Source organism: Streptomyces bungoensis (assembly GCF_001514215.1).
Taxonomy (GTDB): Bacteria; Actinomycetota; Actinomycetes; order Streptomycetales; family Streptomycetaceae; genus Streptomyces; species Streptomyces bungoensis.
The window spans coordinates 66,316-81,046 of record NZ_KQ948864.1 but is presented as its reverse complement, the minus strand read 5'-3'; the positions used below and the strand labels follow the sequence as shown (position 1 = coordinate 81,046).

Sequence of the window (14,731 nt, the reverse complement as noted above, 5' to 3'; positions counted from 1 at the left end):
AAGCGAAAGCCGGGGCAGGAGCAGCTGCAGCGGGGTGGAGCGCCGGCTCTGACCCCTCAAGATCGGGGTTGACACGTCGAAGAACGTCGACCTAACGTGATTTCCGAACGGCAACCATCGCTTTTCAGGCGATTTGTGCTTATCTCTCGACAAGCCGGTCACTGGACGTCAGGTGTGTTCGTCTCTGCGGACGCCCGGTGGCCATCCGCCAGCGAGGCAAGGAGCACCTGTGCTCACGGAGAACGCTTTAGGCGAGGCACGTACCGCTGTTTCCCTGACCCTCACGGAGGGCTTCGACCGGGTCGTGCGGACCGCCGGAGACGAGGTCGCCCTCGTCTCCGGCACACGGACCCTGACGTACCGCGAACTGAACGAGCGGGCCGAGCGCGTGGCCCGCGCACTGATCGCCCGGAAGGTGGCGCCCGGTGACCGGGTCGGCGTGTACCTGCGCCGGTCACCCGACCTGTACGCGGTCATGCTCGGCATCCTCAAGGCCGGCGCCTGCGTGGTGCCGGTCAACCCGGACCACCCCGCGCCGTTCGTCGACCGGGTGCTGGCCGAATCCGCGCCCACCGCCGTCGTGCACGACACGGGAGGGCCCCGAGCGGCGGCCCGCATCGCCGGTGCACCGCTGTGGGTGCAGGCCGACGAGCTGACCGCGGCCGCGGAGCCGCAGGACGGCGTCCCGCTGCCGCTCGTGTCCGACCCGGAGGGCACCGCCTTCCTGATGTTCACCTCCGGGTCCACCGGCAGGCCCAAGGGCGTGCGCATCGCCCACCGCGGGCTGGCACGGCTCGGCCCGTACAGCGGTGACCTGCGGATGGGACCGGGGGACTGCCTGGTCCAGTCCGCGGCGTTCTCCTTCGCCGCGTCCACCATCGAGATCTGGCTCGCTTTCCTGCACGGCGCACGCCTCGTCGTGATGCCGCACGGGCTGCCCAGCCTGCCCGTCCTCAAGGACGCGATCGTCCGGCACGGCGTCACCGCCCTCTCGCTGCCCTGCGGTCTGTTCAACCTGCTGGTGGACGAGGAGCCGGAGTGCCTGAGCGGCGTGCGGCTGATCCTGCTCAGCGGCGACTTCCCCTCGCCGCAGCACCTCGCCCGCGCGGCCCGCGCGACCCGCGCCGTCATCTACAACGGCTACGGCTGCACCGAGAACTCCTCCATCACCGCCCTCTACCCCGTCCGCAGCGCCGACGACGTCACCCGCGAGGAACGCGTACCGGTGGGGCGTCCGCTGCCCGGGGTCACCCTGGAGGTCCTGGACGACGCACTGCGGCCCTGCCCGCCCGGCGCCCCCGGCCAGCTGGCCGTCGGCGGCCTCGGCCTCGCCCAGGGCTACCTGGACGAGCCCGGACTCACCGCCCGCAAGTTCGTGACCGGGCCGGACGGACGGCCCCGCTACCTGACCGGCGACCTGGCCCGCACCACCGGGGACGGGGACGTCGTCCTCATCGGCCGCGCCGACAGCATGGTGAAGATCCGCGGCTACCGCGTCGAACTCACCGCGGTCACCCTCGCCCTGCGCGCGCTGGACGGGGTCCACGACGCCGTGGTCAAGGCGTTCCCCGAGGACGTCGGCGACAAGTCCCTGACCGCCTTCTACACCACCCCCGACGGACGGCCGCTCGACGGTGCCGACCTGGCACGCCGACTGGGCGACCAACTGCCGTCCTACATGGTCCCCTCCTCGTTCCACCACCTCGGCGACCTGCCGAGGAACGCCAACGGAAAAGTCGACCGGTCCGCCCTCACGGACCCCTCGGCGACCCCGGACAAGCCGAAGAAAGGTGACACAGCCATGCAGAACCCGCTCGAGACCGTCGTGCTCCAGGCATGGAAGGACATCTCCGGCGCCGAGGACTTCACCCCCACCGACTCCTTCCTCGGCCACGGCGGGAACTCGCTGCACTTCGTCCAGCTCGCCTCCCGGCTGCAGAAGATATTCGGCGTCGAGGTCAGCACCGAGGACGTCTTCCGGCACGGCACCGTGGAGCAGCTGGCCCGCTTCGTGGAGCAGGCGCGGGACACCGGACGCAATCCCGCCCGGACCCAGTAGGCATCGCCCGGCTGCGGCCGTACGGCGCCCGTCGCTGACGGCCGGTGGATCTCCGCGGAGGACAACGACCGGTGAACTCCCCCCTCGAAACCGCCGTACTCGACCTTGCCCGGACCGCCCTCGGCACGGCCGACCTCACCGCGCAGGAACCACTCGCCGACCGGTGCGGGCGCCCGGAAGTGCTCGACGGCCTCGCCGCCACGCTGACGGCGGTGTTCGCCGTCGAGGTGACCGGCGCCGACCTCGCGGCCGGCACCACCGTCGCCGACGTCGCCGGACGCCTGGCCGACCGGCGCGGAGCGCCCCGGGAACCGGAACTGCGCGCCGGGCTCGCCCCACGCGACGGGCGGGCCGTGGAGGCGTCGTACGGCCAGAGCGGCATCTGGCTGATCGACCAGTACCTGCCCAACCCGGCCGCCTACAACGGCCCGTTCTCAGTCCGGCTGCCGTTCCCGGCCGACCCCGGACGCCTGCACGCCGCGGTGCGCGGGGTACTGCGCCGCCAGGAGGTCCTGCGCACCACCTACACCCTGGACGGCGGTACGCTCCGGCAGACCGTCTCGCAGGACGACGACGCGGTCCTCTTCGACGTCGCCCGGTACGGCGACGACAAGGAACTGGGCGCCCTGGTGCACCGCGCGGCCAACCTCCGCCTCGACCTGGCACGCGGACCCGTCGTCGCCGTGACGTGCGCCCTGGGGCCCGCGGAGCAGTCGGCCGTGATCTGCAACATCCACCACATCGCCTCCGACGCGGCCTCCGCAGGCATCTTCGTGCGGGAACTCCTCGACGCCTACGACCGCATCGGCCGCGGCCTGCCGGTCGAGGCCGATCCGCTGCGGCCCACCTACGCCGACTTCAGCCAGTGGTACCGCGACCGGCTCACCGACGAGGTCCTGACCCGCTCCCTCGACCACTTCGCCGACCGGCTCGCCGGGGAGCTCCCGGTGCTCGACCTGCCCACCGACCGGCCCCGCCCCCCGGTGCAGCGGCACCGCGGCGGCACCCTCGCACTGCACCTGCCTGCCGCCCTGGCCGACGACTTCGAGGCGCTCGCCCGGGAGGAGGGCGTCACCCTGTTCATGGCCCTCGTCGCCGCGTACGCCGTGTTCCTCTCCCGGCACACGCGCCAGCGGCGCGTACTGATCGGCAGTCCCGTCTCGCTCCGCGACGACCCGGCCACCCACGACCTGATCGGCTACTTCGTCAACCTGGTCGTGCTGGGGCAGGAGATCGACGACCGGATGACCGTCCGGGACGTGGTCCGCCAGGCCCGCCAGGAGGTCGGCGACGCGCTGCGGCACAAGTGGGCCCCCTTCGACAAGGTGGTCGAGCGACTCCAGCCGCCGCGCAGCAACGGCTACACGCCGCTCGTGCAGACCATGCTCGTGCTCACCCAGGACGGCCCCGCGATCCGCCACGACGGCACCGAACTGCGCGTCGAGCGCGGCGCCGCGCACGGCTCCAAGTACGACCTGTCCCTGGTCTTCGAGCGTGCACCCGACGGCCTGAACTGCCTGATCGAGTACGACGCGGACCTCTTCGACGAGGCGACCGTACGGGCCATGGGCGGCCGACTGCGGCACCTGATGGAGCAGTTCGTCCGGCACCCCGACGCGGCGCTGCACGAACTGGAGGCGCTCGGCGCCGAGGAGCGCAGTACGGTGCTCGCCCGCGGGGACCTGACCGCGCACGCCGCGCACGACGCCCCCGTCATGGAGCTCTTCGAGGCCCAGGTCCGGGCGACCCCCGACGCCGTGGCGCTGGAGGACGGCGACACCGCCGTGACCTACCGGGAACTCGACGAGCGCGCCAACCGGCTCGCCCACGTCCTGCGCGCCTGTGGCGCGGCGCCCGGCACCCGGCTCGGCATCTGCCTGCCGCGCTCCCGCGACATGGTCGTCGCCCTGTTCGCCGTCCTGAAGACCGGAGCGGCGTACGTCCCGCTCGACCCGTCCTACCCCCGCCGGCGGCTCAGCCACACCCTGCGTGACGCCGACGTCCTGGTGACCGTCACGGACAGCACGCTGGCCGGTGAACTCCCGCCCGGTGAGGAACTGTTCCTCCTCGACCGGAACACCGGGCCGATCGCCGCGGCACCCGCCACGGGACTCGGCCGCACCAAGACACCCGACGACGAGATCTACGTCGTGCACACCTCGGGCTCCACCGGCCTGCCCAAGGGTGTCGTCATCGCCGACCGGACCGTGGCCAACCTCGTGCGCGCCCAGCACCGCTGCTCCCCGTGCGGGGCGACCGGGCGGACGCTGCAGTACATGTCGCTGTCGTTCGACGTCTCCGTCATGGAGATCCTCGGCACCCTGTGCGTGGGCGGCACCCTCGTGCTCGTCCCCGAGGAACTGCGCAAGGACCTGCACGCCCTGGCCGGCTTCCTCGCGCGGCACCGCGTCAACCGCGTCTACCTGCCCTACATCGCGCTCCAGCAGCTGGCCTCGCTGACCACCGACGCCGGCCTGCGCCTGGACGACCTGCGCGAGGTCACCTCCGTGGGCGAGGCCCTCGTCGTCTCCCCGCAGATCAGGCAGTTCGCCACCCGCCACCCGGCGCTCCGGCTGGTGAACATGTACGGCCCCTCGGAGACCCACCTCGCCAGCTGGCACCCGCTCACCGGCGCGCCCGCCACCTGGCCCGACACCCCGCCGATCGGCCGCCCGGTGGACGGCGTACGGCTGCTGGTCCTCGACGCCCGTCTGCGCCTCGTACCCCCCGGCGTCCCGGGCGAGCTGTACATCGGCGGCCCCGTGCTGTCCCCCGGGTACCGCAACCGGCCCGCGGAGACGGCCCGCCGCTTCCTGCCGGACCCCTTCGGCGGTCCCGGCGAACGGCTCTACCGCACCGGGGACCTGGTGCGCTGGAACGGCGACGGCGACCTGGAGTACCTAGGCCGGACCGACGACCAGATCAAGATCCGCGGCTACCGGATCGAGCCCGCCGAGATCGAGGCCGCGCTCGACGACCTGGACGGCGTCGCCTCCGCCGCGGTCACCGCCGTGGACTTGGCCCCCGGCGACCGCCGCCTCGTCGCGGTCCTGGAGTCCGCGCGGACCTGGGAGACCGCCGAGCTGCGCCGCGCGGTGTCCGGCACGCTGCCCGACTACATGGTGCCCGCACTGGTCGTGCCGGTGGAGCGCATGCCGACGGCCCCGAGCGGGAAGATCGACCGCCGGGCCGTCGCGGGCCTGGCCGCCGCACGGGCGACCGAGGCGCGCACCGCACCCCCCGAACCCGCGCAACCGCCCCGGCCCGGGCTCGAACAGCGGATCGCCACCGAGTGGGCGGACGTGCTGAAGGTGCCCGCGGTGGGCCGGGACGAGGACTTCTTCGCCATCGGGGGCAACTCCATCATCGCCACCGAACTGGTCTACCGGCTGCGCCGGGCGTTCGACCAGGACCTCTCGCTGCGCGCCCTGTTCGAGAACCCCACGGTCGCGGGCATGGCCACCCGGCTCGGCGCCGGCACGGCACCGCCCGCCACCGCCCCCGCCACGCTGCGGGCGGACGCGGAACTCACCGACGACCTGCCCGCCGTCACCGGAACCCCCGTTCCCGTCGCCCAGGCCGGCGACGTGCTGCTCACCGGTGCGACCGGCTTCCTCGGCGCCTACCTGCTGCGGGAACTGACCGCACGGCCCGGCGGCCGGGTGCACTGCCTGGTGCGGGCGGCCGACGCACGGGCCGGCACGGCCCGGCTGCGGGCCACCGCCGACCGCTACCTGCTGGACGGGCAGATCGACTGGGACCGGGTGCGCGCCGTGCCCGGCGACCTCGGCCGACCCGGTTTCGCCCTGCCCGCCGACGAGTACGCCGCGCTGGCCGGCACCGTCGACGTCGTCTACCACGCGGCCGCGCACATCAACTTCGTGCTGCCGTACGCCTCGGTGAAGCCGACGAACGTGGACGGCTTCCGCCACGTCCTGCGCTTCGCCGCCACCGGCCGGCCCAAGCACCTGCAGTACATGTCCACCATCGCCGTGTTCGCACCGGGCGAGTCGCCCGACGGCGCGGTCCTCACCGAGGACGACGTGCCCGACGCGTGCGAGGGGCTGGGCATCGGCTACACCCAGAGCAAGTGGGTCGCCGAACGCATGGCCCTGGCGGCCCGCGCCCACGGCGTCCCCGTCACCATCCACCGCATCGGGCGGATCTCGGGCGACAGCGTCACCGGCGCCTGCCAGAGCGACGACTTCCTGTGGCGGCAGATCAAGAGTTTCGTCGAACTCGGCTCGGCACCGCCGGCCGAGGACCTGACCACCGATCTGCTGCCCGTCGACTTCGTCGCCCGCGCCGTCGTCGCCCTCGCCCGCCACCCCGCCACCCACAACCGCACCCTGCACGTGTTCCACCCGAGCGGATCGGACTTCACCCCGGTCCACGCGGCCCTCCGCGCCGACGGCCACTGCCTCGAGATCGTCCCGGCCGACACCTGGCTGGCCCGCCTGGAGGAGTCCGCCCGACGCCCCGGCGGCAACGCCCTGGCGGCAGCCGTGCCCCTCTTCCGCGAGGGCGCACTGGAACTCGGTGACAACACCTACGGCAACGCCGCCACCACCCGCCTGCTGACGGAACTCGACCTGGCGTGGCCCGCCATCGACCAGCAGGCGATCGCGCGGATGATCCGCTACTTCCGCTCCGTCGGAGAACTGGCCGGCGACTGAGGAGACCCCTGTGTCCCGGGCCCTCCCGACGGCGCCGCCGACCCGGCGCCTACCGACCATCCATCAGCACGGCAATCGCCGCGGCGGTCGCCGGACACCGGAAAGCACGAGCAAGCCATGCCAACGAGCTCCTGCCCCGACACCGAATACGACAGCCTCATCCCCTCCGTGGTCGCGGCACTGCCGGCCGCCCAGCAGCCGCAGTGGCCCGACCCCGGCCGTCTCGCCCGCGTCCACGCCGAACTGGCCCGCGCCGAACCGCTGGTGACCTACGACAGCGTGCTCGCCCTGCGCCGGCTGCTGTCCCGCGCCGCCGACGGCGAACTGTGCGTCCTGCAGGCCGGTGACTGCGCCGAGGACCCCGCCGAGTGCGACCCGGCCGCGCTGGCCCCCAAGGCCGAGATGCTGGACGTCCTCAGCGACATCGTGCGCACCGGCGCCGGACGGCCCGTCGTCCGGGTGGGCCGGATCGCCGGACAGTACGCCAAACCCCGCTCCCAGCCTGAGGAGGAGCACGACGGCGTCCGGCTGCCGGTCTTCCGGGGTCCCCTGGTGAACGCCCCCGACCCCGACCCCGCAGCGCGCCGCCCCGACCCCGCCCGCATCCTCCGCTGCCACCGGGCCGCCCGACGGGCCCTCGCCTCCCTCGACCGGCTCGGCCGCGGCGAGGGGTCGCCCGCCGAAGCGCGGGTGTGGACCAGTCACGAGGCACTGCTGCTCGACTACGAACTGCCCCAGGTGCGCCGGCACCGCTCGGGCCGCAGCTACCTCGCAAGCACCCACTGGCCGTGGGTCGGCGAACGGACCCGGCAGCCCGACGGCGCCCACGTACGGCTGCTGGCGCACATGGACAACCCCGTCGCCTGCAAGATCGGCCCGACCACGACCGTGGAGCAGGTGCTCGCCCTGTGCGCCGAGCTCGACCCGGAGCGCTCACCGGGACGGCTGTCCCTGGTCGCCCGGTTCGGCGCCTCCCGCATCCACGGCCTGGCCCCCCTGGTACGCGCGGTGCGGCGGGCCGGCCACCCGGTGCTGTGGCTGTGCGACCCGATGCACGGCAACGGGGAACGCACCGTGCACGGGCTGAAGACGCGCCGGCTCACCGCCGTCATGACGGAGATCAGCCGGTTCGTCGACATCGTCTCCGCCGAAGGGGGCCGCAGCGCCGGACTGCACCTGGAGGCGTCCCCGGACGACATCGTCGAGTGCAGCGGCGCCGGCTTCACCCCCGCACCCGGACCGGCCTACCGCACCCTGTGCGATCCCCGGCTGAACCTGGTGCAGGCCGTCGCGGCGACCGCCTACTGGCGACTGCCCGCCGTTCTGGGGGCCGCCGCATGAACGGTCCCGCGCACTCCGCAAGCGGCCTCGCCGCCCTGCTGCCCGCGCCCGGCGCCCCGTTCGCTCTCCTGCACCGTCCGGGTGCCGGACACCCCGACACCGTGGACGTCGTCAGCGGGCCCGTCCGCACCGCAGCCACGCTGGCGGACCTGCGCCTCGACCCCGCGCCCGGCCTGCCGGACGCGGCCGCCGCACCGCCGGACGGCCCCGGCCCCGCGCACCGGGTCCTCGCCCTGGTGCCGCACCGGCAGATCGCCGAACGCGGCTTCGCGGCCCCCGACGACGGCACCCCGCTGCTCGCCATGGACATCACCACCCAGCACACCGTCCTCCTCGACCGGCTGCTGGCGCTCCTGCCGGAGCGGGAACTGCACGTCGAAGAGGAAGGGTTCGACCTGGACGACGACCGGTACGCGGCCGGCGTCGACGCGCTCACCCGCCGGGAGATCCAGAGGGGCGAGGGCGCCAACTTCGTCCTCGCCCGCAGCCTGCGCGGCCGGATCCGCGACTTCGACCGGACCCGGGCACTGGCCGCCCTGCGGCGGCTGCTGACCGTGGAGAGCGGCGCCTACTGGACCTACCTCGTCTGCACCGGCGACCGGTACCTGATCGGCAGTTCCCCCGAACAGCACGTGCGGGCGACCGGCACACGGGTGTCGATGAACCCCATCAGCGGCACCTACCGCTACCCGCCCGGCAGCGGCCCGGACCGCGACGGCCTGCTGCGGTTCCTCGCCGACCCCAAGGAGATCCACGAGCTGTACATGGTCGTGGACGAGGAACTCAAGATGATGACCGAGCTGTGCGGACCCCGGGTGCGTGTCTGCGGGCCCACGCTCGCCTGGATGTCGCGCCTCGCTCACACCCAGTACCACCTGCACGGCGAGTCCGCGCTGCCGCTGACCGACGTCCTGCGCGCCACCCTGCCCGCGCCCACGGTGACGGGCAGCCCGGTGGAGAACGCCTGCCGGGTCATCGCCCGGCACGAACCCGCGGGCCGGGGCTACTACAGCGGCGTGCTCGCCCTGGCCGGCCGGGAGGACGGACGGCGCGCCCTGGACGCGGTCATCCTGCTGCGCACCGCCGACATCACCGCGGACGGCGCCGTACGCCTGAGCACCGGTGCGACCGTGGTGCGCGACTCGGTACCCGCCGAGGAGGCCGCGGAGACCACGGCGAAGGCCGCCGGACTGCTCACCGCGCTGACCCGCGACGACCGCGCCCGCCTCCCGGCCCCCGCTGCCGCGAGCCCGGACGGTTCGCTGGACGCGGACCCGGCGGTGCGCGCGGCACTGCGCGCCCGCAACGACGCCGTCGCCGCCTTCTGGCTCGGCGACCGGGCGCGGCCGCCCAGGCCCCGCCGCCCCGGCCCGCGGGTGGCGGTGGTCGACGCGGAGGACCGGTTCACCAGCATGCTCGCCCAGCAGCTCGGCGCGGTGGGCTGCCGGGTCGACCTCCACCCCTGGTGGTCGGCCCTGGAGGCGGCCGACGACCCCGCCACCGTCCTGCTCCTGGGGCCGGGGCCCGGCGACCCCCGGGACGTGGCCGACCCCCGGGTGGCGCGGCTGCGCTCGCTGGCCGCCCGGCGCCTCGCCCAGCGGCTGCCCCTGGCCGCGGTGTGCCTCGGCCACCAGGCTGTCTGCGGGGTGCTGGGACTGCGCCTGGTGCGGCTCGCCCGGCCCCGCCAGGGAGCGCGGATGCGGGTCGGCCTGTGGGGGCGCGAGCGGCACGTCGGCTTCTACAACAGCTTCACCGCGCGCTGCGACACCGACCGGTGCACGCTGCCCGGGCCGGACGCCGCGGCCCGCGTGTGGCGCGAGGACGGGGGAGAGGTGATCGCGCTGGACGGCCCGGGGCTGGCCACCGTCCAGTTCCATGCCGAGTCGCTGCTCACCGAGGACGGTCCGGACCTCCTGCGCGAACTGGTGGACCGGGCCCGCCGGACCGGGCGGCGCACCGGCGTCCTGACGTCCCACCGAGCGGAGGAGCACGCGTGAGCCCGACCCGAACCGCACCCGCCGTCGACCCGCGGGAACTGCGCCGCACACTCGGCCACTTCGCGACCGGTGTGACGGTCGTGACCTGCCGGCGCGGCACCCTGCTGCACGGGGCGACGGTGAACTCCTTCACCTCCGTGTCGCTCGACCCGCCGCTCGCCCTGGTCGCCCTGGACCGCCGCACCCGCCTGGCGGCCCTGCTGGACGACGGCCCGTTCGTCGTCAACCTGCTCGGCGAGCACCAGCAGGACCTGGCGCTGCACTTCGCCGGCCGCCCCTCGGCACACGCCGTGCCCTGGGCGGACGGCGACGGCGAACGGCCCCGGCTGGACGGCACGCTCGGCCACCTGGTGTGCCGCCCGTGGCGCACCTACGACGGCGGCGACCACACGCTGCACGTCGGCCGCGTCGAGGAGTTCGCCGCGACCGGGGGCCGCCCGCTGCTGTTCCACTGCGGTCTCTTCCCCCGTCTGATGCCGGAGGAGCCGCAGCCGCAGGGGCCCGCGGCGGTGTGGTCGCTCTGTCTGGACGGCCCCGGACCGGCCATGGAGCAGTTCGTCACCGATCACCAGATACGGAAGTAGGGACATGGCACCCGACAACGGACAGTCCGCAGCTCCCGGCACGGCCGGGGAGCCCGCCGGCGGCGCCCGGGTCACCCGGCCGCTGACGGGGGACGAGTACATCGAAAGCATCCGCGACGGGCGGGAGATCTGGGCGTACGGCGAGAAGGTCGACGACGTCACCAAGCACCCGGCGTTCCGCAACACCGTCCGGATGACGGCCCGTCTGTACGACGCCCTGCACGACCCCGAGCACCACGACACCCTCACCGCGCCCACCGACACCGGCAGCGACGGCTTCACCCACAAGTTCTACCGGGTGCCGCACAGCGTGCAGGACCTGGTGGGGGACCGGGACGCCATCGCCGAGTGGGCCCGGCTGACCTACGGCTGGATGGGGCGCAGCCCCGACTACAAAGCCAGCTTCCTGGTCACACTGGGAGCGAACCCGGAATACTACGGCGACTTCGCGGACAACGCCCGCCGGTGGTACGCCACCGCCCAGGAGCAGGTGCTGTTCTGGAACCACGCGGTGATCAACCCGCCGGTCGACCGGCACCGGCCCGCGGACGAGGTCGACGACGTCTTCGTGCACGTCGAGAAGGAGTGCGACGACGGCCTGGTGGTCAGCGGTGCCAAGGTGGTGGCGACCGGATCGGCGCTCACCCACTTCAACTTCGTGGCGCACTACGGACTGCCCGTGAAGAAGAAGGAGTTCGCCCTCGTCGCCACCCTGCCCCTGGGGGCGCCCGGTGTGAAGCTGGTCTGCCGCCAGTCCTACGAACTGGCCGCGAGCCGTATGGGCAGCCCGTTCGACTACCCGCTGTCGAGCCGGCTCGACGAGAACGACACCATCTTCATCCTGGACAAGGTCAAGATCCCGTGGGAGAACGTCCTCATCTACGGGGACACCGCGCGGGCCGGCACGTTCCTGCAGACGTCCGGATTCACCCACCGGCTGACCTTCCACGGCGTGACCCGGCTGGCCGTCAAACTCGACTTCCTCGCGGGCCTGTTGCTCAAGGGCCTGGAGGTGACCGGCACCAAGGACTTCCGGGGCATCCAGACCCGGGTCGGTGAGGTGCTCGCCTGGCGGAACATGTTCTGGGCGCTGAGCGACGCGATGGCGCACAACCCGGACCCCTGGCACGACGGTGCCCTGCTGCCCAACCTCGACTACGGCATGGCGTACCGGTGGTTCATGACCGTCGGCTACCCGAGGGTGCGCGAGATCATCATGCAGGACCTCAGCAGCGGTCTGATCTACCTCACCTCGTCCGCCAAGGACTTCCAGGAACCCGAACTCCGGCCCCACCTGGACCGCTTCATGCGGGGCTCGGGCGGCTACGAGGCGGTGGAGCGCGCCAAGCTCATGAAGCTCATCTGGGACTCGGTGGGCACGGAGTTCGCCGGACGGCACGAGCTCTACGAGCGGAACTACTCCGGCAACCACGAGAGCGTCCGCATCGAACTGCTGCACGCCCAGACGGCCTCCGGCCTCGTCGACCAGTACAAGGGGTTCGCCGAACAGTGCATGGCGGAGTACGACCTGGACGGCTGGACGGCCCCCGACCTGGTGCCGCCCGACATCGACTGAGCGGCGCCGCCCGCCGGGCGAGCCGGACGGTACGGCACGGCACGGGGCGGGGGAGGACCGCCCGCCCCGTGCCGCTCCACCCGGCTCAACCGGTGATCAGGGCCAGCGTGAAGCCGTCGTACCCCTTGGTGCCGACGGTCTGGATCGAGGTGGCGGTGACGTCCGTGCGGCCGGCCAGCAGCTCGTGGAACCGGCGCACCCCCTGGACACCGGCGTCCGTGTGGTCCGGGTCGGTCACCGCGCCGCCCAGGACGACGTTGTCGACGACGACCACCGCGCCCGGCCGGGACAGCTTCAGCGCCCAGGTGAAGTACTCGGGGATGTCGGGCTTGTTGGCGTCCACGAACACCATGTCGAAGGGGGTGGTACCGGGCCGGTCCAGGGCGGGCAGGATGTCCAGCGCCCGGCCGACGTGCTGTTCGACGAGGTGGGCGACCCCCGCCTCGGCGAGGCGGGACGCGGCCGCGTCGGCGAAGGACCGCTCCCACTCGATGGTGACCAGACGGCCGTCCGGCGGCAGCGCGCGGGCCAGCCAGATGCTGCTGTAGCCGCCGAAGGTACCGATCTCCAGGATGCGCCGCGCCTGGCCGATACGCGCCAGCAGATGCAGCAGCTTGCCCTGCGGGGCACTGACGGCCAGGTCCGGCAGATCGAAGTCCTCATGGGCCCTGGCGGCTTTCGAAAGTGCTTCGTCCTCCTTCACGAGAAGGGAGCTGAAGTAGGCGTCGACACTGTTCCATCGCTCTTGTTCCATGACCGCCATAATTCACGAGAAAATCGTGGGTGGCAAGAGCGCGATTCGGCTGTAATGCTGTCGCGGATCTGTTGAATGTGCAGGTCAGCGGCCTGATCCAGGCTGCCCTGAATTCCGGATCAGTGAATTAGAGAAGTTTCTTGGGGGTATCCTTCAATTCTTTGGGTACGGCATTGACTGCGGTCTTCGCCGCTCCCTAGCCTCTCTATTCGGAACCATGCGATAAACCATCCCGTCAAGGAGTGTCACACCGTGCGAGAAAGCTCGGCCCCCACCATGGAGGCACCCCCCGCGAAACTGGTCCCGGCGATGCACCACCTGGGCGTCCAGACCGGCGACCTGGACAACTGCCTGGCCTGGTACAAGGACTTCTTCGGCTGCGCCGAGACGTGGACGCTCACCACCTTCTCGGACCTCACCCTCAGCAGGCTCCCGGGCATCACCCGGCTCACCGAGGTCAGCGTCGCCGACGTCCGCTTCCACCTGTTCGAACGCACCGGGCACGAGCCGGTGCTGCCCGGCGGCAACAAGGCCCAGTTCCAGCACGTCTGCCTCGCCGCCGGCTCCCCCGAGGAGCTGCGGGCCTGGCGCGACCGCTGGCTGAACCTGTACCGCTCGGGCCGCTACCACTTCGCGACCGACGAGCAGCCCACCGACATCGTGGTCGACGCCGACGGGGTGCACAGCTGCTACCTGTTCGACCCCAACGGCCTGGAGTTCGAGTTCACCTACGTCCCGGGGGGTGCCGCATGAGCGCCGGACCGCACAGGACCGTCACCGAACTGCCGGTGGCCGAGGGCTGGGACTTCGGGGACTTCCCCTACGGCCTGGAGCCGCTGACCCTGCCCGAACCGCCGCACCGGCCCGCGGCCGACGTCCCGGACGTGCTGTGCGCCGAGCCCGCCACCGGTGCGGCCGGGCCACCCTGCCCGCGCACCGGACCGGCTCCCGGCCTCCCCGAACTGGCCCACCAGCTCTTCTGGTTCCGCTGGATCACCGGGCACCAGGTGACCTTCGCCGTCTGGCAGCTGCTCGGCCACGCGCTGCACCAGGCGCACGAGCGGCCGGACCCCGCCCCCTCGTTGGAGGCCATGACGGAACTCACCCGGGCCTACACGGCGATGCTGCTCTACACCAGCTCCTGCCCCGAGGACGTCTACGGCGACGTCATCCGGCCCAGCATGTTCCTGCAGCACCGCGGCTTCAGCGGCACCTGGGCACCGGACTTCGCCCCCGTCCGCCGGCTGCTGCGCGGCAGGAAGACACCGTGGCACGACACCCCCGAGGGCGGACGGCTGGCCGACGAGGTCCGCCTCTACCACCTGGTGCACTCGGGCGTCGCCGCGAAGCTCGTGCCCGGCGGCAGGTCCCTGCTCCAGGACACCGTCCCGGCGGCCCGGCCCCACGACCCCCGGCTGCAGTCGCTGGTCTACGACAACTACTTCCTCACCCTGCGCGCCGACGTGCCGACCGCCGATGTGCTCGACCAGCTTCGGCGCCGGCTGACCGCGGTGCGCCTGGACGTCTCGGTCAACGGCCTGTACCCCGGACTGACCGAGCCCGAGGACGCCGCGCTCCCGGAGGAACTGCGCGGCGAGGACGCCCGGGCCTGCGAACGCGACTTCGACGCCGTGCTCGCCCGCGTCGACGGCCTGGCGGCCGCGCTCGACGGGCGGTTGCTCCACGGCAGCATCGCCCGCTGAGCCCGCGCCCCCCGGAACACACGACAGGAGAGGAGCTGACG

9 protein-coding genes are annotated in these 14,731 nt (G+C 72.8%); 8 read left to right on the top strand and 1 reads right to left on the bottom strand.

The genetic code is table 11. The features are described from left to right. Positions 1-229: 229 nt before the first annotated feature. From AQJ66_RS25015 to AQJ66_RS24990, 6 genes are all read left to right on the top strand, one after another. Positions 230-2,059: a non-ribosomal peptide synthetase gene (locus AQJ66_RS25015; protein WP_061926496.1), complete on the top strand. Its 1,830-nt coding sequence runs from the start codon at positions 230-232 to the stop codon at positions 2,057-2,059. A 71-nt stretch (positions 2,060-2,130) separates the two neighbouring features. After that, entirely contained in the window at positions 2,131-6,735 is a 4,605-nt protein-coding gene (locus AQJ66_RS25010; RefSeq protein ID WP_061926494.1) for a non-ribosomal peptide synthetase family protein, read from the top strand. A gap of 117 nt (positions 6,736-6,852) precedes the next feature. Further along, positions 6,853-8,076: a 3-deoxy-7-phosphoheptulonate synthase gene (locus AQJ66_RS25005; protein WP_061926493.1), complete on the top strand. Its 1,224-nt coding sequence runs from the start codon at positions 6,853-6,855 to the stop codon at positions 8,074-8,076. Continuing rightward, on the top strand, positions 8,073-10,073 hold the full coding sequence (locus tag AQJ66_RS25000; protein WP_061926491.1) for an anthranilate synthase family protein: 2,001 nt from the start codon (positions 8,073-8,075) through the stop codon (positions 10,071-10,073). Before AQJ66_RS25005 ends, AQJ66_RS25000 begins: the two co-directional genes overlap by 4 nt. Continuing rightward, the gene (locus tag AQJ66_RS24995; protein WP_061926489.1) at positions 10,070-10,657 is read left to right on the top strand and encodes a flavin reductase family protein; all 588 of its coding nucleotides are present in this window, start codon (positions 10,070-10,072) and stop codon (positions 10,655-10,657) included. The genes AQJ66_RS25000 and AQJ66_RS24995 overlap by 4 nt, the downstream gene beginning before the upstream one ends. Before the next feature lie 4 nt (positions 10,658-10,661). Further along, positions 10,662-12,233, top strand: coding sequence for a 4-hydroxyphenylacetate 3-hydroxylase N-terminal domain-containing protein (locus AQJ66_RS24990; protein WP_244162926.1), 1,572 nt, complete (start codon positions 10,662-10,664; stop codon positions 12,231-12,233). 85 nt (positions 12,234-12,318) lie between these two features. On the opposite strand, the gene AQJ66_RS24985 is transcribed toward AQJ66_RS24990, so the two are convergent. Further along, the gene (locus tag AQJ66_RS24985; RefSeq protein WP_061926653.1) at positions 12,319-12,987 is read right to left on the bottom strand and encodes an O-methyltransferase; all 669 of its coding nucleotides are present in this window, start codon (positions 12,985-12,987) and stop codon (positions 12,319-12,321) included. Between the two features lie 252 nt (positions 12,988-13,239). On the opposite strand from AQJ66_RS24985, the gene AQJ66_RS24980 reads away from it, so the two are divergent. Together AQJ66_RS24980 and AQJ66_RS24975 are read left to right on the top strand one after the other, a co-directional pair. Next, positions 13,240-13,740, top strand: a complete 501-nt coding sequence (locus AQJ66_RS24980) for a VOC family protein (protein ID WP_341849427.1) — start codon at positions 13,240-13,242, stop codon at positions 13,738-13,740. Then, entirely contained in the window at positions 13,737-14,690 is a 954-nt protein-coding gene (locus tag AQJ66_RS24975; protein ID WP_061926485.1) for a hypothetical protein, read from the top strand. Before AQJ66_RS24980 ends, AQJ66_RS24975 begins: the two co-directional genes overlap by 4 nt. Positions 14,691-14,731 lie beyond the last annotated feature (41 nt).

What these genes read in the sequence shown, in the direction of transcription:
- AQJ66_RS25005 (WP_061926493.1), top strand. Translation starts at nt 6,853, where the DNA reads ATGCCAACGAGCTCCTGCCCCGACACCGAATACGACAGCCTCATCCCC.
- AQJ66_RS25000 (WP_061926491.1), top strand. Translation starts at nt 8,073, where the DNA reads ATGAACGGTCCCGCGCACTCCGCAAGCGGCCTCGCCGCCCTGCTGCCC.
- AQJ66_RS24990 (WP_244162926.1), top strand. Translation starts at nt 10,662, where the DNA reads ATGGCACCCGACAACGGACAGTCCGCAGCTCCCGGCACGGCCGGGGAG.
- AQJ66_RS24985 (WP_061926653.1), bottom strand. Translation starts at nt 12,987, where the DNA reads ATGGAACAAGAGCGATGGAACAGTGTCGACGCCTACTTCAGCTCCCTT.
- AQJ66_RS24975 (WP_061926485.1), top strand. Translation starts at nt 13,737, where the DNA reads ATGAGCGCCGGACCGCACAGGACCGTCACCGAACTGCCGGTGGCCGAG.